14 protein-coding genes are annotated in these 20,447 nt (G+C 65.5%); 10 read left to right on the top strand and 4 right to left on the bottom strand.

Going from position 1 to position 20,447, the window contains the following annotated elements; all coding sequences use genetic code 11:
• Positions 1-105: 105 nt before the first annotated feature.
• Both ACCC97_RS11830 and ACCC97_RS11825 read right to left on the bottom strand, forming a co-directional pair.
• Positions 106-441, bottom strand: coding sequence for a hypothetical protein (locus ACCC97_RS11830; protein WP_413332943.1), 336 nt, complete (start codon positions 439-441; stop codon positions 106-108).
• A complete protein-coding gene (locus ACCC97_RS11825; protein ID WP_413332941.1) occupies positions 438-5,282 on the bottom strand; it encodes an RHS repeat-associated core domain-containing protein in 4,845 nt (1,614 codons plus the stop codon). The genes ACCC97_RS11830 and ACCC97_RS11825 overlap by 4 nt, the downstream gene beginning before the upstream one ends.
• A 448-nt stretch (positions 5,283-5,730) precedes the next feature.
• Between ACCC97_RS11825 and ACCC97_RS11820 the strand changes: the two genes are divergently transcribed.
• From ACCC97_RS11820 to ACCC97_RS11810, 3 genes are all read left to right on the top strand, one after another.
• Positions 5,731-6,843 (top strand): AI-2E family transporter, encoded by a 1,113-nt coding sequence (locus ACCC97_RS11820; RefSeq protein WP_413332939.1) that lies wholly within the window; start codon positions 5,731-5,733, stop codon positions 6,841-6,843.
• A 166-nt stretch (positions 6,844-7,009) separates the two neighbouring features.
• Positions 7,010-7,447 (top strand): DUF2141 domain-containing protein, encoded by a 438-nt coding sequence (locus tag ACCC97_RS11815; RefSeq protein ID WP_413332938.1) that lies wholly within the window; start codon positions 7,010-7,012, stop codon positions 7,445-7,447.
• A gap of 13 nt (positions 7,448-7,460) precedes the next feature.
• Positions 7,461-8,957: a carotenoid oxygenase family protein gene (locus ACCC97_RS11810; protein ID WP_413332936.1), complete on the top strand. Its 1,497-nt coding sequence runs from the start codon at positions 7,461-7,463 to the stop codon at positions 8,955-8,957.
• A gap of 22 nt (positions 8,958-8,979) precedes the next feature.
• On the opposite strand, the gene ACCC97_RS11805 is transcribed toward ACCC97_RS11810, so the two are convergent.
• On the bottom strand, positions 8,980-9,885 hold the full coding sequence (locus ACCC97_RS11805; RefSeq protein ID WP_413332934.1) for a LysR family transcriptional regulator: 906 nt from the start codon (positions 9,883-9,885) through the stop codon (positions 8,980-8,982).
• Between the two features lie 215 nt (positions 9,886-10,100).
• Here ACCC97_RS11805 and gcl point away from each other — a divergent pair, with 215 nt between their 5' ends.
• Genes gcl through ACCC97_RS11790 form a run of 3 tightly spaced genes read left to right on the top strand, consistent with a single transcriptional unit; the run spans position 10,101 to position 13,629 of the window.
• Positions 10,101-11,891, top strand: a complete 1,791-nt coding sequence (gcl, locus tag ACCC97_RS11800; protein ID WP_413332932.1) for a glyoxylate carboligase — start codon at positions 10,101-10,103, stop codon at positions 11,889-11,891.
• A gap of 20 nt (positions 11,892-11,911) precedes the next feature.
• Positions 11,912-12,697, top strand: coding sequence for a hydroxypyruvate isomerase (gene hyi / locus ACCC97_RS11795; RefSeq protein ID WP_413332930.1), 786 nt, complete (start codon positions 11,912-11,914; stop codon positions 12,695-12,697).
• A gap of 23 nt (positions 12,698-12,720) precedes the next feature.
• Positions 12,721-13,629 (top strand): 2-hydroxy-3-oxopropionate reductase, encoded by a 909-nt coding sequence (locus tag ACCC97_RS11790; protein WP_007839011.1) that lies wholly within the window; start codon positions 12,721-12,723, stop codon positions 13,627-13,629.
• A gap of 109 nt (positions 13,630-13,738) precedes the next feature.
• On the opposite strand, the gene ACCC97_RS11785 is transcribed toward ACCC97_RS11790, so the two are convergent.
• Positions 13,739-15,073, bottom strand: coding sequence for an NAD(P)/FAD-dependent oxidoreductase (locus ACCC97_RS11785; RefSeq protein ID WP_413313737.1), 1,335 nt, complete (start codon positions 15,071-15,073; stop codon positions 13,739-13,741).
• Between the two features lie 230 nt (positions 15,074-15,303).
• On the opposite strand from ACCC97_RS11785, the gene ACCC97_RS11780 reads away from it, so the two are divergent.
• The 4 genes from ACCC97_RS11780 to ACCC97_RS11765 all read left to right on the top strand — a co-directional run bounded on the left by ACCC97_RS11780 (position 15,304) and on the right by ACCC97_RS11765 (position 20,446).
• On the top strand, positions 15,304-17,604 hold the full coding sequence (locus tag ACCC97_RS11780) for an NADP-dependent malic enzyme (RefSeq protein ID WP_007838480.1): 2,301 nt from the start codon (positions 15,304-15,306) through the stop codon (positions 17,602-17,604).
• A gap of 181 nt (positions 17,605-17,785) precedes the next feature.
• The gene (locus ACCC97_RS11775; RefSeq protein WP_007838478.1) at positions 17,786-18,820 is read left to right on the top strand and encodes an ABC transporter substrate-binding protein; all 1,035 of its coding nucleotides are present in this window, start codon (positions 17,786-17,788) and stop codon (positions 18,818-18,820) included.
• Positions 18,820-19,665, top strand: coding sequence for an ABC transporter ATP-binding protein (locus tag ACCC97_RS11770; protein WP_413332927.1), 846 nt, complete (start codon positions 18,820-18,822; stop codon positions 19,663-19,665). The genes ACCC97_RS11775 and ACCC97_RS11770 overlap by 1 nt, the downstream gene beginning before the upstream one ends.
• A gap of 10 nt (positions 19,666-19,675) precedes the next feature.
• Positions 19,676-20,446 carry an ABC transporter permease gene (locus tag ACCC97_RS11765; protein ID WP_007836088.1) on the top strand — a complete coding sequence of 257 codons (771 nt, stop codon included), beginning with the start codon at positions 19,676-19,678 and terminating at the stop codon, positions 20,444-20,446.
• The last annotated feature ends 1 nt before the right edge of the window (position 20,447 follow it).

Below are 20,447 nucleotides of genomic sequence, written 5' to 3'. Positions count from 1 at the left end.
CTCACAGGCAGAAATACCAACACTGACTGCTGCACCTTTTTTCTTAACTCATCATTGGGCTCGAAATCCAATATCTCCGAGAATTCATAACATTTTCCGTTTGAATTAAATTTGCCTCCCACCTTTAATGCGAAACACCTCCTTCAAACTCACTTCGTCATTTACATCCCCGTCCTCGTAGCACTTTACGCCCCCTCCGCCCAACGCTTTTTGAAATAAATCATATAACCCCATTGATCTGAAGTTCACCTCCAACCATACGGACAAATTGCCTTCCAAAGTCAACTTGACGTCATATTGAGCCACAGACTGCAGCAATTGGTCTTTTAGATAAATTTCCCGTCCTTCAACTTTAATGCAAGCCTCACTGGACTTCAGCGAACCTATGACACACTGCATCAAATATGAATCATCAAACACCAACCTATATTCATAGCTCATGATCCATGCGGCCTTCCTCGAACAAATGGTAAGTCAATAGGATTGCGAATCCCAATATGTGTCTCCTTGGGATCCAGCGAAACAATTCCGCGATCATTTAATTGATTTCCGACAGAATCTTCCTTGTGGACATGCGCATTATTTCCAGATTTATACGGGCAAACGCATTTGTTTCCATATTTATGAATCCGAACTTCGGACCCATCCGCATGCGTCCAAGTTTCATTAACACCGTTGTCTTTCTTTTTGGAAAAGCCCGAACTATTCAGCGTCGACCCAACATTCGGCACGCTTAACCCCTTCATCCGAGGCAAATCAGATGCAGCCGAAAGTCCCAATGGGTCAACCCATTCAATCGCGTTGCTTGCGTACTCGAATACATTGATGCCGCCAGCTAGCCCGATCGGATCCTTTGATGCGAAGCGCCCCGTCTGCGGGTCGTAGTACCGATACCGGTTGTAGTGCAGTCCCGTCTCTTCATCCCAATACTGACCTTGGAAGCGAATCGGATTCCTGAAGCCAGCCTTTCGTCCCACCTCACTGATCGCCTGCTTCGCCTCTCCCCAAGCCTTGTAGCTCGCAGACCACGCCACACGCCCCGCATGATCCGTCAGCTCTTGCGGCGTGCCCAGATGGTCGCACTGGTAGAAGGCGACCTCTTCCCTGGCGAACGGCGCAGGCGTTCGACTTTGTTCACCGTTCCATAGCGGATCAAGTTCGATGTCGTAGCGACCGCCGTTGTCGGCCATCAGTGCCTTCACATCTGTCGTCCGGCTCAACACGACTGCCTGTGCCTGCCGGATCTGTACCAGCGGCACGAACGACCCGGGTTCATGGATGTAGTGAACGCTGTCACCACGCCAAGCGTGCTCCCGCCAACCCTCTGTGCTTTGCGTGCTCTCGAACGCCAGCGTGTCCCCGTCCCAGCCGAACAAGGTGCAGGCGTGCCTCGTGCGCTTGGCGATGCGCCGGCCAAGCGGGTCGTAGCTAAAGGTCGTGGTTTCGCCGAAGGTCTCGGCGCTGCGCATTCGGTTGTGGCCGTCCCAGGTGAACACCGTCTTTTCGCCGTTACGGCTGCGCTCGATGAGGTTGCCGCGCTCGTCCCACTTGTAGCGGGTGCCGGCGTAGTCCTTCAGGAGGTTGTCCATCAGCTTGCCGACCGAGCCGCGACCGTCAGCGCCCGCGCGAACGGCGACGCGATTGGTGATGCGGCCTGCCGGCTCCGCTGTGCCTTCCGCTTCTGAAGAAGGGTTGCCGATGTTCCCTGCCGGATCGAACGCGAACGTCTCCCGTCCCAAGCGGCCGTTGGCTTCGAGCAGTCGCCCTACCGGGTCATAGCGGTAGCTGAGGTTGCCACGCCGGCTGTCGCCGATGGCGATCAACTGGCCAGCCTTGTCGTATTGGTAGCTGCGGCGAATGCCGGTGGCTCCGAGGGCGCCGCGCCCGGTCTGGGATATCTGCTGCTCCAGCAATCGGCCGGCCGGATCGTAGTGCTGCTCCTGTGTGAGTCCGTTGCCCTGCTCGCGCGCAATCTCGCGGTGCAGGTCGTCGCGCTCGAAGCCCAGGATGTCCTGCCCGTCGACAACCAATCCGTGCACGTGGCCAGAGCCATAGGTGAGCCATCGAGTGACGTGACCGTCTGGGCGGATGGTCGCGATGCGCTGGTTGAGTTCGTCGTAGCCGTGCTGCCAGACCGCGGTGCGAGCGCCCTCCAGGTAGTGCTGATGCTCGCGTGTCAGGTTGCCCGCGGGGTCGTAGAACCATTGCAGCTTGGCGTCGCTGTTGCCGGCCTCGACCAATCGGCCGTTTCGATCGTAGGCAAAGCTCTCGGCAACGCCGCCGGCGCTGCGCTCGGTCAGGCGGCCGATAGGGTCGAATTGCAGCAGCGTGTTGTGTTCGCCCTCGACCACTTCCGACAGCACGCCCGTGGATTCGTCATAGCGGTACCGTGTGGTCTTGCGGTCGAAGCCGGTTTCTTCCAGCAACCGGCCCACGGGGTCGTAGCGGAAGTCGTAACTGCTGCCGTTCTCGTTATGCAGTTCGCTCAAGCGTCCCAGCAGGTCCCAGCGGTATTTGAGCGTGTGCCCGGCCGCATCGGTGCGCCTGGACACGAGACCGGAGCGCGTGTAGTCATAGCTCGTCCTGCGCCCCAGCGCATCGGTGTGCGCAAGCAGGCGTCCCTCGGCGTCGTGCACGAAATGCTCGCTGCTGTTGTCTGGCAGGGTGATTTCCTCGAGTTGGCCCGGACGGTTGGCGTTCGCTGCGGCGGTGGCCTTCCCCGGTTCGTCCGCCGTCGTGTAGCGATACCGCGTGCTCTGGCCCATGGCATCGGTCGCCTTGACCAGGCGTCCCTGCTCGTCGTATTCCCACCGCGTGGTCTTGCCCGAGCAATCGGTGTGGCTGGCAAGTTGACCAGCGTGCGTGTAAGTCAGCAACTTGATGCCGCCCTTCGCATCGGTGATGCGCACGGGCCGGCCGGCCTTGTCGTAGGCGTATTCGGTCTTGTGCCCCAGGGGGTCGATCTCTTCGACGAGGTTGCCGTCGGCGTCGTAGTCGCGCTTCCAGACACCGCCCTCGGCGTCGCGCAGGCCCGTCATGCGTCCGCGCTTGTCGTGCGCGAAGTGCACCTGAGTGCCATCGGCCCGCGTGTGGGTCCGCAGGTTGCCGTCGGCGTCGTAGCTGAAGTCGTCCGTGCCGCCGTCGGTGTGGACATGGCGGGTGATGTTCTTTGCTTCATCGCGAAAGAACCACTCCTGGCGCTTGTCGGGATGGATGATCCGGTAGGTGTAGCCGAGGATGTCGTAGTAGTACCAGGTCTCGCCGCCGAGCGCGTCGGTCGCATAGGTCAACCGGATGTTCCTGTCCCACTCCAGCCTGAGGGCAAAGCTTCCGTCGTCGCTCCACTCACGCAAGGCCTTGGCATCGACACCGGTGCCGTCGTATTCAAGGTTCATGCTGCGGCCCGTGCGGTCGGTGTATCGGGTCACGAGGTGGTGGCTGTACCTGTAGTTCCAGCTCTCGCCGTTCTCGTCCTGGGCCGAGACCAGGTCGCCTTCGGCATCGTGGACATAGGCGGCGAGCTGGCGGACGACCTGTCCGCCCTTGATCTCCCACAGGCTGGTGATCAATCCGCTTTGCGCATCGGGGCGGGTGCCCACATGGGCAATCGTGAGATCGCCTTGCTTGCTGATGATGTCGCTCAAGACCTGTTCGCCCGTCGTTGCGATCACATGGTCGTAACGCAGGCCGATGCTGGCGTCCTTGCCGGCATGCAACGCAACGAGACGAAAGTGCTGCCTGCCCTGCGTAGAGACCTTGCGAGCCGCGGTATCCACGAGCTCGTAGACCTCTCGCCAGTCGCTGGCCTCGCCGGCCGACACGGCCTTGCCGAAATCCACGGTCAACAGCGTCTCGCTCAGCCGTGTGAGCGTCGCTTCTTCGATGGCATCGCGGTAGCTCTGGCCCACGGCCAGCGGCGGGTAGGCATGGCTGCGGCCGTCCGCGCCGTGATAGATCAGGCTGAGCTGGCCGGTCCGCGGCCCCTGGGCCGGCGTGGCGATGTCCACGCGAGTGCTGTAGGGCGTGAGCCATCTCGCACCGAGGCTGCCCTGATCGAACGCGCCAAGATTGCTGCGGTAGGTGCGCGCCCAGGTGATGGGCAATGGTGCGACCAGCGTGAAATCGATGTGAGTGAAGCTTTCGCAGCCGGTGGCAAGACTGATGGCGAACTTGCTTGTCGAGGGGACCGGTGCGCCGGAAATCGGACAGTTCTTGCATCCGGGGTCGCCGTTGACCGGAGCCTGCACACGGAGGTGCTCGACCCGCGTGTCTGGCCTGCTTTTTGTTGCTTCGGCACCGGCACCTGGCGACACGATTGCCGCGCGCGGGCTCTTCTTCCGCGTCATGGCCGACAGCAGCTTGCGCAGCAGCCACATGATGCTGCCCTCCAGTTCCTGGTTGGCGAGATCCGTCAGTTGCTTGCGGAAATCCGCCTTCAAGGTGCTCAGACTCGCGATCACCTCGTTGACCTTTGCCTTTACGCTTTCAGGCAGGTAGCCGGCTGCCTTCCTGGCGGCGTAGTTGGCGGCCCGTTTGGCAGTGCCCTCGGAGTACTTCAGCGCCCGGCGCCACATGCCGCTCCATGTGCTTTGGGTCTTGGGGTCGTAGTCGTTGGCCTCCGCGGCACCCGGCCTGGCGACGGTGAAGAGGTCCTGCCCGCCGAGCGCGCGCTGCAGGATGCCGATCAGGTTGTCCAGGATGCTGTCGGAGAGCTTTGCGCAGTCCTCCAGAATGCCCGAGAGCCTGGCGATGGCCCCGTCGATGAAGGTCTCCAGCTCACCGACGATGGACGCATTCAGGTGTCCCACGAGCGTGGTGACGATGGTCTCGCCAAGATTCCTGGCCCCATGCATGAGTTCCTGCTTCACCAGGTGCAGCGTGGGCCGCAGGCTCATGCGCGCTGCGGCCATGGTGGGTGGTGCAGGAATCAGGCCGATGAGATTGATGCCCAGGCTGGCCCAGTTCAGGAACCTGGTGACGGCATCGGTCGACTTCTTCTCGAGGATGGTGACGATGTCGAGAAACACATCCACCAGCGCCATGATGTTGCCCACGATGGGGATGCTGCCCAGCACCGTGGTCAGCCGATCGAGCGTGACGTAGCCGCCGGTGAAGGACCGTAGCCATTCGTCCACCACCTTGCTCGCGGCGGCGATATCTTCCTTGGCGATGGTGTTCAGCGGGGCGACGGCCGTCTGAGGCTCGCGCTCGGCAATCGATGTCGGTGCGGGCTGGCCTTGATGTGTGCCCGATGGTGGCCGCTGCGGCGTGCCTGGTCCCATTGTCCAGTCTCCCTGACTGCGTCTGTTTATGTCGTGAAAATCAATTGGGAAAGAAAAGAGGCTCGGCCGCGCCTGCGCGGAACCGGCTGTGCAATCGGGCTGCCGGCTTGCGGAGTTACGGCGCCTCTGCCGACGGGATCGGAGTCCGGACGTGCAGGACCATTGCCGAATCAATGCATGCAGACGCGACAAAGATCCAGGGGCAATTCGTTCTGCACGAATAGCAATTGCAAATTGAGCTCACGCTCACCTCCCTCTCTTATTCCTTGCAGGCAATCCTAGAACTCAAGCCGACGCGAATGCGGCCATCTGAAATAAACGAGCGAGCTTTGGTGCGATTTATCTCGATATTCCCAACGCAAGAAAGCAGATCCTCGATGGATCGAGCGAGCCGCAGCTGGCGGACGGCTTCTGCCGCCGCTGCGCTCGGCTACAGTCCGAGACACCTATGAACTCACCCCAACTCCAGCGCGGCGTGTTCCTCGCCCTGCTCGCCGCCGTGACCGTCGCCTTCCTCTGGGTGCTGATGCCGTTCTTCGGCGCGGTGCTGTGGGGCGTGGCGCTGGCGATCCTGTTCACGCCGCTCTACAAATGGCTGCTGAAGAAGATGCGCGGCAAACCCAATTTCGCGGCGCTGTCGACGCTGGCCATCTGCCTGTTCATCGTGATCCTGCCGCTGGCCATGGTGGGCGTTTCGCTGGTGCAGGAGATCGCGCTGGTCACGCAAAGCATCCGTTCCGGGCAGCTCAACTTCGCGGCCTACTTCCAGCAGATCCTGGACGCCTCGCCGCAGTGGCTGCTGAACCTGGTCGAACGCTTCAACCTCGGCGACATGGCGGCCTGGCAGGCGCGCATCTCGGCCGCCGCCGGGCAGGCCAGCCAGGTCATCGCGAGCCAGGCGCTCGCCATCGGCCAGAACACCTTCGACTTCATCGTCAGCTTCTTCGTGATGCTGTACCTGCTGTACTTCCTGGTGCGCGACGGCACAACGCTGTCGAAGACGATGCGCGACGCGGTGCCGCTGGCCAAGCCGCACACGCACTACCTGCTCAACAAGTTCACCACCGTGATCCGCGCCACCGTGAAGGGCAACGTGGCGGTGGCCGTCGCGCAGGGCGCGCTCGGCGGGCTGGCGTTCTGGTTCCTCGGCGTGCAGGGTGCACTGCTGTGGGCGGTGCTGATGGCCTTCCTGTCGCTGCTGCCCGCCGTGGGCGCGGCGCTGATCTGGGGGCCGGTGGCCATCTACTTCCTGGCCACGGGCCATTTCTGGCAGGGCGGCGTGCTGATCTTCGTGGGCGTGTTCGTAATCGGCCTGGTCGACAATATCCTGCGCCCCGTGCTGGTGGGCAAGGACACGCAGATGCCCGACTACATCGTGCTGATGTCGACCATCGGCGGCATGGCGATCTTCGGCATCAACGGCTTCGTGATCGGGCCGGTGATCGCGGCGCTGTTCATGGCGGCGTGGAGCCTGTTCGCCGATTCGGGGCACGTGGGCAACGGCCACGAGGCGGCCGAAGGCGCGGAAGGCGCCGAAAACAGCGGCAAGAAGAAGGGCTGAGGCAGGCGCGGGCACCCGCCCGCTCCTCCGTTCGGCCCCGTTCCGCTCCCGTTTCATCCTCACCGCGCGCATTTCGCGCGCGCAATCCTGCGTTTCGTCACATGGCGCTGGGCACCGTGCCCGGCCTGCGAGATCGTCGGACCTCCAACTTCCAACGAGGCCCGCCATGCAACTTCCCGCATTCATGTCCCGCCCGGCCGTGCACTCCCTGTGCGCCGTCGCGATCCTCCTGCCCGCCGCCGCCGTCGCCGCCGACCTGAGCCTGAGCGTCGCCGACGGCCCCACTGCCAACGCCACGCTCTACGTCGCGCTGTACAGCGACGCCGCCAGCTACGCCGACAGCAAGGCCGTGGCTTCGCAGACCGCGCCGATGCAGGACGGCAAGGCCCGCCTCGTGTTCGCGGGGCTGGCGCCCGGACGCTACGCGCTGCGCGCATTCGCCGACGAGAACGGCAACGGCAAGCTCGACACCAACCTCATGGGCATGCCGATCGAGCGCTACGGCTTCTCGAACGACGCCAAGGGCAACCGCGCCGCGCCCGACTTCGAGGCCGCCGCGATCGCTGTCGACGCGGACCTGCAGGCCGTCATCCACCTGCGCTGAGGAGCAGGACGCCATGGAACGACGCGAACTCCTGCGCCTGCTGGTTTCGGCCGGTGCCCTGCCCCTGCTGGCACCGCTGGCGCGCGCAGCCGGCACGGACGATTGGCAGACTCAGTTCGAAGCTGCCGGCGCCCCCTGGAAGACAGGCTTCGCCACGCCTGCCGACGACTTCCCGCTCACCCGCGCCACGGTGCGCGGACGCTTCCCCGATGCCGTGGCGGGCACGCTGTTCCGTATCGGCCCGGCCGGCCACGACCTGGGCGGCGAGCGCTACCACCACTGGTTCGACGGCGACGGCATGGTGCACCGCTTCGTGATCGAGGGTGCCGACGTGCGGCACCAGGGCCGCTATGTCGCCACGCCCAAGCGCGTGGCCGAAGTGAAGGCCGGCCGCCGCCTGTTCGAGGCCTTCGGCACCATGCCGCCGGGCGTGGAGCCGCCGACCTCTGCCGACAGCATCAACGTCGCCAACACCAGCGTGCTGCCGATGCGCGGCGAGGTGCTGGCGCTATGGGAAGGCGGTTCGGCCACGCGCATCGACGCGCTCACGCTCGACACGCTGGGCGTGAAGACCTGGCGCGCCGACCTCGCGGGCATGCCGTTCTCGGCCCACCCCAAGGTCGATCCGGACGGCACGGTGTGGAATTTCGGCGTGAGTTCGGGCCAGGGCCTGCTGGCGCTGTACGAGATCGCACCCGAAGGCGCGCTGCGGCGCGCGGCCGTGGTGCCGGTGGCCGACATGCCGATGGTCCACGACTTCGCCGTCACCGAGCGGCACCTGGTGTTCCTGCTGCCGCCGCTGGTCTACGACAGCAAACGCAAGGCCGCCGGCGCGAGCTTTCTCGACGCCCACGTCTGGCGGCCGGAGCTCGGCATGCGCGCGCTGGTCATCGACAAGCGGAACTGGGAGCGCCGCCAGGTGCTCGCGCTGCCGGCCGGCTTCCTGTTCCACGTCGGCAACGCCTGGGAGGAAGACACGCCGCGCGGCACGCATATCCACATCGACTACGTGCGCTCGGACAATGCCGGCTCGGTGTTCGTCACCAGCCGCGAACTGATGCGCGCTCGCCGCGTGAAGACCACCGAGCCGCACCTGACCGTGGCCACGCTGAACCTGTCCACGGAGCGCGCCACGCAGGAGACGCTGGCGCAGGAAGCCGAGTTCCCGCGCATCGACCCGCGCCGCGTCGGCCTGCGCCATCGCCAGGTGGTGCACGCCACGCAGATCCGGCGCGACCTGCCCGGCTTCGGCTCGATCGCGCGCACCGACGTCGAGACCGGCCGCAGCCAGCGCTACAGCTACGGCGCGCAGGCCATGGTGGAAGAACACGTCTTCGTACCCGACGGCTCGAAGCCGGGTTGGGTGCTGGGCACAGTGCTCGACTTCGGCAGGCAGAAGACGGTGCTGTCGTGCTTCGCGGCCGACAACCTCGCGGCGGGACCGGTGGCGCAGGCCACGCTGCCCTACGCCCTGCCGCTGGGCCTGCACGGTGCCTTCGTGGCGACGTGAAGCGTGCCGGTGGGCCTGGTGCTCAGGCCGCCGCCCACCAGCCTTCGTCGAAGCGCCCCTGCAGGAAGGCCACGAAGCCCGACACCTTGCCCGGCACCAGCTTGGGCGACGGGAAGACGGCGTGTATCTCCTGCTCGGGCAGCGCATGGTCGCCGAGCACCTCGCGCACCTTGCCGGCGGCCAGCGAGTCGCTGGCCACGTAGCGCGGCATCAGCGCGATGCCCAGGCCGTCGCGCGCCGCCGCCAGCACGGCCGAGAGGTTGTTCGAGCGGAAGCGGCCCGATACCGGCACCGTGACCGGCTCGCCCCTGGGCGTGTGCATGCGCCAGAACTCGTCGCCCACCACGCTGCTGTAGATGAGAGCCACGTGCGCGCTGAGGTCCTGCGCGCGCTTCGGCGTGCCGTGCTTCTTCAGGTAGGCGGGCGAGGCGACCATCACCCACGGATTGGCGCCCAGGTAGCGTGCGCCCAATGACGAGTCGGCCAGCTTGCCCATGCGGATGGCCACGTCGATGCCCTGCGCGATGAGGTCGACGTAGCGGTCCTCGAAGCTCAGGTCGAGCTGCACCTGCGGATGCCGGCGCATGTACTCGAGCGCCAGCGGCACCACCACGCGCCGCCCGAACGCCACCGAGGTGCCCACGCGCAGCAGCCCCTGCGCCTGGTTCTGCCGCAGCTGCACGATGCTGTCGGCCTCCTCGGCCTCGCGCACGATGGTCTTGCACTTCTCGTAGTAGAGCGCGCCCGGCTCGGTGAGGCTCACGCCGCGCGTGTTGCGGTTGAGCAGGCGCACCTTCAGCCGCTCCTCGGTGGCCGCGATCTGCTTGGTCACCGTGGGCTGCGTGGTGTTGAACTCGCGCGCGGCCTTCGAGAAGCTGCCCGTCTCGACAACGCGCACGAACATTTCCATTGCAAGCAATCTGTCCATGGGCCGGATGGTAGTCACTTATTCCAGCCTGGAATAGGTTTTATGGTCCGCAGCCGTCTTCTTGGAAACAGCCCCGCTTCCTACAGTCAGCCTACCGATCCGAGAACACCGAGGAACCGGCTCCGCCGGGCCTCCGGTGTTGCCCCCAGCAAGGGGGTTGGCGAAGCGACACGAAGTGCGCGAAGCCTGGGGGTTTATTCATTCTGGAGACTCAAATGGCAAAGATGACAGCGGTGCAAGCCGCGGTTCTGGTGATGGAGAAGGAAGGCGTGACGCAGGCCTTCGGCGTGCCGGGCGCGGCGATCAACCCGATGTATTCGGCCCTGCGCCAGCGCGGCAGCATCGCGCACATCCTCGCGCGGCACGTGGAAGGCGCCTCGCACATGGCCGAGGGCTACACCCGTGCGGTGGCCGGCAACATCGGCGTGTGCATCGGCACCTCGGGCCCGGCGGGCACGGACATGATCACGGGCCTGTACTCGGCCTGGGCCGATTCGATTCCCATCCTCTGCATCACCGGCCAGGCGCCGCGCGCACGGCTCTACAAGGAAGACTTCCAGGCGGTCGACATCGAGTCGATCTCCAAGCCCGTCACCAAGTGGTCGGTCACGGTGCGCGAGCCCGGCCAGGTGCCGCAGGTGTTCCAGCAGGCCTTCCACCTGATGCGCTCGGGCCGCCCGGGCCCGGTGCTGATCGACCTGCCCTTCGACGTGCAGATGGCGCAGATCGAGTTCGATATCGACAGCTACGAACCGCTCAAGCCCTACAAGCCGGCCGCCACGCGTGCCCAGATCGAGAAGGCCATCGGCATGCTCAACGCGGCCGAGCGCCCGCTGATCGTGGCCGGCGGCGGCGTCATCAACGCCGATGCGGCCGACCTGCTGGTGCGCTTTGCCGAAGCCACCGGCGTGCCGGTGATTCCCACGCTGATGGCCTGGGGGGCAATTCCCGACGACCATCCACTGATGGCCGGCATGTGCGGCCTGCAGACCAGCCACCGCTACGGCAACGCGACGATGCTCGCGAGCGACTTCGTGCTCGGCATCGGCAACCGCTGGGCCAACCGCCACACCGGGTCGGTCGATGTCTACACCAAGGGGCGCAAGTTCGTGCACGTGGACATCGAGCCCACGCAGATCGGCCGCGTGTTCACGCCCGACTTCGGCATCGTCTCCGACGCCAAGGCCGCGCTGCAGCTCTTTGTCGAAGTGGCCGAGGAAATGAAGGCCGCCGACCGCCTGCCCGACCGCCGCGACTGGGCCAGGCAATGCATCGAGCGCAAGAAGACCATGCTGCGCAAGACCAACTTCGACGAAGTGCCGATGAAGCCGCAGCGCGTGTACCAGTGCATGAACAACAACTTCAGCAACGACACCTGCTACGTGAGCACCATCGGGCTCTCGCAGATCGCCGCCGCGCAGTTCCTGCACGTGTACAACCCGCGCCACTGGATCAACTGCGGCCAGGCCGGCCCGCTGGGCTGGACCATTCCGGCCGCGCTGGGCGTGCGCGCCGCCGACCCGGCGCGCAAGATCGTCGCGCTCTCGGGCGACTACGACTTCCAGTTCATGATCGAAGAGCTGGCCGTGGGTGCGCAGTTCAAGCTGCCGTACATCCACATCGTGGTCAACAACTCCTACCTCGGCCTGATCCGCCAGGCGCAGCGCGGCTTCGAGATGGACTACTGCGTGCAGCTCGCGTTCGACAACATCAACGCCGGCCCTGACGCCGGCATCGAGAGCACCTACGGCGTGGACCACCTGAAGGTGGTCGAAGGCCTGGGCTGCAAGGCGATCCGCGTGAACCGGCAGGAAGAGATCGCACCGGCCATCCGCCGCGCCGAAGCGCTGATGGCGGAGTTCAGCGTGCCGGTGGTGATCGAGGTGATGCTGGAGCGCGTGACCAACATCGCGATGGGCACCGAGATCGACAACATCACCGAGTTCGAGCCGCTGGCCGAGACGCTGGCCGATGCGCCGACCGCCGTCGCGGCCCTGCTCGACTGAAAAGAAGGAAGAGAAAAGACATGCCCAAGTTCGCAGCCAACCTCACGATGCTCTTCACCGAGCTGCCTTTCATGCAACGCTTCGAGGCCGCCGCCAAGGCGGGTTTCGAAGGCGTGGAGTACCTCTTCCCCTACCCCTTCGAGAAGAAGGAACTCGCTGCCGCCCTGCGCGACAACGGCCTGCAGCAGGTGCTGCACAACCTGCCGGCCGGCGACTGGGACAAGGGCGAGCGCGGCATCGCCTGCCACCCCGACCGCACCGGCGAGTTCGCCGAGGGCATCGCCATGGCGATCGACTACGCGACCGCGCTCGGCTGCCCGCAGGTCAACTGCCTCGTCGGCAAGGTGCCCGCGGGCGTGACCACCGAGGCCGCGCACAAGACGGTGGTCGCGAACCTGCGCCTCGCCGCACGCGAACTCGAAGCGGCCAGCCTGCGCCTGCTGATCGAGCCCATCAACACCTTCGATATTCCGGGCTTCTTCCTCACGCGCACCGACCAGGCGCTGGCGCTGATCGACGAAGTCGGTTCGTCCAACCTGCGCGTGCAGTACGACATCTACCACGCGCAGCGCATGGAAGGCGAACTGGGCAACACGCTCACGAAGAATTTGCCGCGCATCGGCCATATCCAGCTGGCCGACAACCCGGGCCGCGGCGAGCCGGGCACGGGCGAGATCAACTACCCGTGGCTCTTCCGGCACATCGATTCGCTCGGCTACGACGGCTGGATCGGGTGCGAATACAAGCCCCGCGCCACCACAGTGGAAGGCCTCGGATGGCGCCAGGCACTCACCCAACAGCAATAAGCATCGGACAAGGAAACAGAGACATGACAACCCAGCAAAAAATCGGATTCATCGGCCTCGGCATCATGGGCGCGCCCATGGCGGGGCACCTGCTCGACGCGGGCCACCAGCTCTTCGTGAACACGCATGGCAACACGCCCGAGCCCTTCATCTCGAAGGCCACCATCTGCGCCTCGGCCGCCGAGGTGACGCGCCAGGCCGACGTGGTCTTCATCATGGTGCCGGACACGCCCGACGTGGAGAAGGTGCTGTTCGGCGCGCCCGGTACCGAAGGCGTGGCCGACGGCCTGAAGGGCTCCAGCGGCAAGATCGTGGTGGACTGCAGCTCCATCGACCCGATCGCCACCAAGGACTTCGCCAGGCGCATCGTCGCGCTCGGCGCCGGCTACATCGACGCGCCGGTCTCCGGCGGCGAGGTGGGCGCCAAAGCCGCCAGCCTCACGATCATGTGCGGCGGCGACGAAGGCACCTTCGGCCGCGTGAAGCCGCTGCTCGACAAGATGGGCAAGAACGTCACGCTCGTGGGCGGCGCCGGCGACGGCCAGGTCTGCAAGGTGGCCAACCAGATCATCGTGGCGCTGAACATCGCTGCCGTGGGCGAGGCGCTGGTGTTCGCCTCGAAGGCGGGCGCCGACCCGGCCAAGGTGCGCCAGGCGCTGATGGGCGGCTTCGCGAGCTCGCGCATCCTCGAAGTGCACGGCGAGCGGATGATCAAGCGCACCTTCGCGCCGGGCTTTCGCATCGCGCTGCACCAGAAGGACCTGAACCTCGCGATGCAGAGCGCGCGCTCGCTGGGCGTGGCGCTGCCGCAGACGGCCGGCGCGGCGCAGCTCATGAACGCCTGCGCTGCACTGGGCTACGGCCAGCTCGACCACTCGGCGCTGGTGCGCGCGCTGGAGGCGCTGGCGCAGCACACGGTGACCCCGGACTGACCAGGCTCTCCCCCAGGCTTCGCGCACTTCGTGTCGCTTCGCCAACCCCCTCGCCGGGGGCAACACCTGCGGCCCGGCAAAGCCGGTTCCGCGGTGTTCCTGGAAAGAATCAGGTCTTTGCGGCTTCCAGCGACTCCTTCAGGTTGCGCCGGCGCCATGCCCAGGTCTTCACGGCCTGCGGCAGGATGCCGAGGCACGACGCGTAGTAGGTCACCTTGAAGCCCCAGAAGCGCGGCCCGATGGGCGTGTCTCGGAACAGGTCGCCGGCCAGGATCGACAGCATCGCCTCCTGCATGCGCCAGACGTTGCGCGGGTTCATGAACAGGCGGCGGATGGCCGGCGAGGTGATGCGGTAGATGAACCACGAGAACATCCTGGGTCCGCGCTTCATCACTTTCTCGTAGTGGCGGAAGGCCTTCTCGGCCTCCTTCGCCTCGCCCTTGAGCCAGTGGTCGGCCGCGGTGGCGGCCTCGAAGCCGCTGTTCATCGCCAGGTACACGCCTGAAGAGAACATCGGGTCGACGAAGGCGTAGGCGTCGCCCACCATCATGAAGCGGTCGCCGCGGCAGAACTTGGAGTCGTAGGCGTAGTTGCCGGTGGAGGTGGCGCCTTCCATCAGCGTGGCGTTCTTCAGGCGCGCGGCCAGCTTGGGCGCGAGCGCGATGGTTTCCATCAGGAACTCTTCGAGCGAGCCCTTGCGGCGCTTGAAGTAGGCCGGCGAAGCCACAGCGCCAACGCTCACGGTACCGTCCTTCAGCGGGATGTACCAGAACCAGCCGTGATCGAACCAGAACAGCGTGATGTTGCCCTCGAAGCGGCCCGGCCGGCGCTCGGCGTTGGCGAAGTGGCCGTACAGGGCCGCGCTGGCGTGCTTGCGGTTGCGCTGCTTCACATCGAACTGGTTCGACAGCAGGGTGTCGCGCCCGCTGGCGTCAATCACGAAACGCGGGCGCCAGGTGGTTTCGGTGCCGTCGTCGGCCTTGACCTTGACCAGCGGGCGCTTCTCGCCGCCGGTGTCGGCGTCCATGTCCACGCCGGTGACGCGCCGGCCCTCGAAGGTGCGCGCGCCGCGCGCGGCGGCATGGCGGAACAGCAGCTCGTCGAACTCCGAGCGGCGCACGTGCACCGCGTACGGAAAGCTCTTGTCCATCGCCTCGCCGAAGTTGAAGTGGCTGCTGTGGTCGTGCCAGGGCGAAACGAACTCGGCGCCGTGCTTGCGGATGCCGATGGCCTCGACCTCGGTGCGCACGCCCAGCCGGTCGAACAGTGGCATGTTCATCGGCAGCAGCGACTCGCCGATGTGAAAGCGCGGATGCTGCGCCTTCTCGATCAGCACCACGTCGTGGCCCTTGTCCGCGAGCAAGGCGGCCACCGTGGAGCCCGAAGGGCCCCCGCCAATGACCACGACATCGGGGTCGTTGCCGGTGAAAGGTCCTGATGTCATGCGTTGTTGCCCCTCGTTGTGGTTTTATCGCTGTTGGCGCTACCCCGGGGCCAGCACCGGCCAATCGCAAGCCGTGAGCCCCCGCAGGTAACGATCGCGCAGTTTAGCCAACCGCCGGCCAACTCCATCACGCCGAAGATATGGATTCAGGCGTTTTCGGCATTCCCCCTGTACAAAGGGGCTGCGCTTTTGCGGTAGCCTCATTGCCCGTCAGAAACAAGGAGACTTTCATGGCTGCACCCCTTTCCCCCGCAGAAGAAGCACTTCGCGAGGCAGCGCGCGAATACCACCGCTCACCCGTCAAGGGCAAGATCTCGATCACCCCGACCAAGCCCCTGCTGAACCAGCGCGACCTGTCGCTGGCCTATTCGCCGGGCGTGGCCTATCCGTGTCTCGACATCGCCGCAGACCCCGCCACGGCCTCCGAATACACCGCGCGCGGCAATCTGGTGGGCGTGATCACCAACGGTACCGCGGTGCTCGGGCTGGGCGACATCGGCCCGCTGGCCGCCAAGCCGGTGATGGAAGGCAAGGGCTGCCTGTTCAAGAAATTCGCCGGCATCGACGTGTTCGACATCGAACTGGCCGAGCGCGATCCCGACAAGCTGGTCGAGATCATCGCAGCGCTGGAGCCCACGCTGGGCGGCATCAACCTCGAGGACATCAAGGCGCCCGAGTGCTTCTACATCGAGAAGAAGCTGCGCGAGCGCATGAACATCCCGGTGTTCCATGACGACCAGCACGGCACGGCCATCATCTCGGCCGCAGCCCTCCTCAACGGCCTGGAGCTGGTCGGCAAGAAGATCGAGGACGTGAAGATCGCCGTCTCGGGCGCGGGCGCCGCAGCCATCGCCTGCCTCGACGTGATGGTCGGCCTGGGCGCCAAGCCGGCCAACATCCACGCCTGCGACTCCAAGGGCCTGATCTACATGGGCCGCGCGGGCGGTTTCGACGAATCCAAGGCACGCTACGCCCAGAAAGACACCGGCGCCCGCACCCTGGCCGACGTGGTCAGGGACGCCGATGTGTTCCTGGGCTGCTCGGCCCCGGGCGTGATGACCGCCGAGATGGTCAAGACCATGGGCACGCAGCCCATCATCCTGGCGCTGGCCAACCCCGAGCCCGAGATCCGCCCCGAGCTGGCCAAGGCCGTGCGGCCGGACTGCATCATTGCCACCGGCCGTTCGGACTACCCGAACCAGGTCAACAACGTGCTGTGCTTCCCGTATATCTTCCGCGGCGCGCTCGACTGCGGCGCCAGCAAGATCACGGAAGAGATGAAGCTGGCCTGCGTGCGCGAGATCGCCGAGCTGACCAAGGCCGACATCAGCGAAGAGGTGGCCACCGCCTACGCCGGCCAGGAGCTGGCCTTCGGCCCCGACTACATCATTCCGAAGCCCTTCGACTCGCGCCTGATCCTGCGCATCGCGCCGGCCGTGGCCAAGGCCGCTGCCGCCTCGGGCGTCGCGACGCGTCCGATCGAGGACATGGACGCCTACCGCCAGCACCTGACGCGCTTCGTCTACCAGACCGGCATGTTCATGCGCCCGGTGTTCAGCGCCGCCAAGATCGCCACCGCCAAGCGCGTGGCCTACGCGGAAGGCGAAGACGAGCGCGTGCTGCGCGCCGCGCAGTGGGCGATGGACGAAGGCGTGGCCAAGCCGATCCTGGTGGGCCGCCCCGCCGTGATCGAGGCGCGCATCAAGAAGGCCGGCCTGCACATCCGCGCGGGCACCGACTTCGAGATCGTCAACCCCGAGGACGATCCGCGCTTTCGCACCTACTGGGAGAGCTTCCACAAGATCATGGGCCGCCGCGGCGTGACGCCGGAGGCCGCCAAGACCATGGTGCGCCGCTCGAACACCACCATCGCCGCGCTGATGCTGCACCTGGGCGACGCCGACGCGATGATCTGCGGCCTGGTCGGCCGCTTCGACGTGCACCTGGAGCACATCCGCAACCTGATCGGCCTGAAGCGCGACGCGCCCGGCTTCGCCACGCTGAACGCGCTGACGCTCGACAAGGGCACGATCTTCATCACCGACACCAACGTGAACGAAGACCCGAGCGCCGAGATGCTGGCGAGCATCGCGGTGATGGCCGCCGAGGAAGTGCGCCGCTTCGGCCTGCCGCCGAAGGTCGCCTTCCTGTCGCACTCGAACTACGGCACCTCGAGCCGCGCCTCGGCCCGCAAGATGCGGCTGGCGCGCGACCTGTTCGCGCAGATGGCACCCGACATCGAATGCGACGGCGAGATGCACGGCGACGCGGCGCTGTCGGAAGATGTCCGCCGCACCGCCCTGCCCGAGACCACGCTGAGCGGCGAAGCCAACCTGCTGGTGTGCCCGAACCTCGATTCGGCGCACATCCTCTACAACGTGCTGAAGATGACCGGTGCCAACGGCATCACGGTCGGCCCGGTGCTGCTGGGCGCCGCGAGCTCGGCGCACGTGCTCACGCCGTCGTCGACGGTGCGCCGCATCATCAACATGACGGCGCTGGCGGTGGCGAAAGTGACCGTCGACAAGTAATCACCGGGCCATCCGGCGGGCGAACTGCCCGCCTTCGGTGCCAAAAACGCGGCAATGCCGCGTTTTTGCATTTGGGGGGTGCAGATGGCGCACCGTATCGACCCACCGGGAGGGTTCGCACCAATCGCGTGCGGGCACCGTTTTTGCTTGAATGCCGAAGCATTCACATCACGGATAACGCATGAACAAGCGCCAACTGCTCCAGTCCTTCCTCGCCGCCTCGGCCCTCTGCTTCGGCCTCTCACCGGCCCTTGCCCAGAGCCCGACGCCGATCAAGTTCCAGCTCGACTGGCGCTTCGAGGGACCGGCCGCGCTGTTCCTGCATCCCGCCGCCAAGGGCTACTTCAAGGCGGCCGGGCTCGACGTGAGCATCGACGCGGGCAACGGCTCGGGCGGCACCGTCACGCGCGTGGCCTCGGGCGCTTACGACATGGGCTTTGCCGACCTCGCGGCGCTGATGGAGTTCCACGCCAACAACCCCGACAGCCCGAACAAGCCGGTCGCGGTGATGATGGTCTACAACAACACGCCGGCCTCGGTCATGGCGCTCAAGAAGAGCGGCATCACCAAGCCCACCGACCTCGCCGGCAAGAAGCTCGGCGCGCCGGTGTTCGATGCCGGCCGGCGCGCCTTTCCGATCTTCGCGAAGGCCAACAACATCGGTGCCGTCAACTGGACCGCCATGGACCCGACGCTGCGCGAGACCATGCTGATGCGCGGCGACATCGACGCCATCACCGGCTTCACCTTCACCTCGCTGCTCAACCTCGAGGCGCGCGGCGCCAAGGCGGCCGACATCGTCGTGCTGCCCTACCCCGACTACGGCGTGAAGCTCTACGGCAACGTGATCATCGCCTCGCCCAAGCTCATCAAGGAGAACCCGGCGGCGGTGAAGAAATTCCTCTCGGCCTTTGCCAAGGGGGCGAAGGAAGTCATCGCCAACCCGGCAGTGGCCATCGAATCGGTGAAGGCGCGCGACGGCATCATCGACAGCAAGCTCGAAACGCGCCGCCTGCAGCTGGCCATCGATACCGTCATCAACAGCGCCGACGCGCGCGCCGAAGGCTTCGGCACGGTCAACGCAGGCCGCATGTCGCTGATGGCCTCGCAGGTGTCGGACGCGTTCGGCACCAAGACGCGCGTGAGCCCCGACGCGGTGTGGACCGCCTCGCTGCTGCCGCCGTCGGCCGAACTGAACATCCTGTCGAAGAAGTGATGGTGGACGCATCGCAGGACGCGGCCGCCCCCTTCGTCGACTTCCAGGACGTCTGGCTCGCCTACAACGAGGAGCTTCTTCGCGCCAACCACTTCGCGGTCGAGGCCATCGACCTGAAGGTCAGGCGCGGCGAATTCATCGCCATCGTCGGCCCCTCGGGTTGCGGCAAGTCGACCTTCATGAAGCTCACGACCGGGCTGAAGATGCCGTCGATGGGCAAGATCCGCATCGACGGGCAGAACGTGACCGGGCCGCTGAAGATCTCGGGCATGGCCTTCCAGGCGCCTTCGCTGCTGCCGTGGCGCACCACGGTCGACAACGTGCTGCTGCCGCTGGAGATCGTCGAGCCCTACCGCTCGAACTTCAAGGCCAAGCGCAAGGAGTACGTCGAGCGCGCACGCAAGCTGCTGCAGAAGGTGGGCCTCGCGGGCTATGAGGACAAGTTCCCATGGCAGCTCTCGGGCGGCATGCAGCAGCGCGCGAGCATTTGCCGCGCGCTCATCCACGAGCCCAAGATGCTGCTGCTCGACGAGCCCTTCGGCGCGCTCGACGCCTTCACGCGCGAAGAGCTGTGGTGCATCCTGCGCGACCTGTGGACCGAGCAGCAGTTCAACGTGATCCTGGTGACGCACGACCTGCGCGAATCGGTGTTCCTGGCCGACACGGTGTACGTCATGAGCAAGAGCCCGGGGCGCTTCGTGGTGAAGCGCGACATCGAGCTGCCGCGTCCGCGCGAGCTCGAACTCACCTACACCAAGGAGTTCACCGACATCGTGCTGGAGCTGCGCGGGCACATCGGCGCGATCCGCGGCAATGCCGCCGGCGCCACGGCGGCGGCGCACTGAGGAACGCGCCATGAAGAACACCAAGCAAATCGAACGCTGGTCGCCATGGCTGCTGCTCGTGGCGGTGATCCTGCTGTGGCAGGTGATCTGCGCGGGCTTCGAGGTTTCGGACTTCATCTTTCCGAGCCCGCTGCGCATCTGGAACCAGTTCTGGGAATTCAAGGAAATCATCGCGGGCCACGCCTGGCGCACCTTCTGGGTCACGATGGCGGGCTTCGGCCTGGCGATCGTGGTGGGCGTGCTGCTGGGCTTCGTGATCGGCAGCTCGCGCATCGCGTATGCGGCCATCTACCCGCTGATGACGGCCTTCAACGCGCTGCCCAAGGCAGCCTTCGTGCCCATCCTCGTGGTGTGGTTCGGCATCGGCGCGGGGCCGGCGATCCTCACGGCCTTTTTGATCAGCTTCTTCCCGATCATGGTGAACATCGCGACCGGCCTCGCCACGCTCGAACCCGAGCTGGAAGACGTGCTGCGCGTGCTCGGCGCCAGGCGCTGGGACGTGCTCATGAAGATCGGCCTGCCGCGTTCCATGCCGTACTTCTTCGGCTCTCTGAAGGTCGCCATCACGCTGGCCTTCGTCGGCACCACCGTCAGCGAGATGACGGCCGCCAACGAAGGCATCGGCTACCTGCTGATCTCCGCCGGCTCGGCCATGCAGATGGGCCTGGCCTTCGCGGGCCTGATGGTGGTGGGCGCGATGGCGATGCTGATGTACGAACTGTTCAGCGTGATCGAGAAGCACACGACAGGCTGGGCGCATCGCGGATCGCAGAACCAGTAGG

The sequence above is a fragment of the Variovorax sp. Varisp85 genome (genome assembly GCF_047304045.1).
Lineage (GTDB): Bacteria > Pseudomonadota > Gammaproteobacteria > Burkholderiales > Burkholderiaceae_C > Variovorax.
This window is presented reverse-complemented; position numbering and strand designations above follow the sequence as displayed.

Coding starts and splice junctions, on each gene's coding strand:
- ACCC97_RS11775 (WP_007838478.1), top strand. CDS start 17,786: ATGAACAAGCGCCAACTGCTCCAGTCCTTCCTCGCCGCCTCGGCCCTC.
- ACCC97_RS11810 (WP_413332936.1), top strand. CDS start 7,461: ATGGAACGACGCGAACTCCTGCGCCTGCTGGTTTCGGCCGGTGCCCTG.
- ACCC97_RS11770 (WP_413332927.1), top strand. CDS start 18,820: ATGGTGGACGCATCGCAGGACGCGGCCGCCCCCTTCGTCGACTTCCAG.
- ACCC97_RS11805 (WP_413332934.1), bottom strand. CDS start 9,885: ATGGACAGATTGCTTGCAATGGAAATGTTCGTGCGCGTTGTCGAGACG.
- ACCC97_RS11765 (WP_007836088.1), top strand. CDS start 19,676: ATGAAGAACACCAAGCAAATCGAACGCTGGTCGCCATGGCTGCTGCTC.
- hyi (WP_413332930.1), top strand. CDS start 11,912: ATGCCCAAGTTCGCAGCCAACCTCACGATGCTCTTCACCGAGCTGCCT.
- ACCC97_RS11830 (WP_413332943.1), bottom strand. CDS start 441: ATGAGCTATGAATATAGGTTGGTGTTTGATGATTCATATTTGATGCAG.
- ACCC97_RS11820 (WP_413332939.1), top strand. CDS start 5,731: ATGAACTCACCCCAACTCCAGCGCGGCGTGTTCCTCGCCCTGCTCGCC.
- ACCC97_RS11780 (WP_007838480.1), top strand. CDS start 15,304: ATGGCTGCACCCCTTTCCCCCGCAGAAGAAGCACTTCGCGAGGCAGCG.
- gcl (WP_413332932.1), top strand. CDS start 10,101: ATGGCAAAGATGACAGCGGTGCAAGCCGCGGTTCTGGTGATGGAGAAG.
- ACCC97_RS11815 (WP_413332938.1), top strand. CDS start 7,010: ATGCAACTTCCCGCATTCATGTCCCGCCCGGCCGTGCACTCCCTGTGC.
- ACCC97_RS11785 (WP_413313737.1), bottom strand. CDS start 15,073: ATGACATCAGGACCTTTCACCGGCAACGACCCCGATGTCGTGGTCATT.
- ACCC97_RS11790 (WP_007839011.1), top strand. CDS start 12,721: ATGACAACCCAGCAAAAAATCGGATTCATCGGCCTCGGCATCATGGGC.
- ACCC97_RS11825 (WP_413332941.1), bottom strand. CDS start 5,282: ATGGGACCAGGCACGCCGCAGCGGCCACCATCGGGCACACATCAAGGC.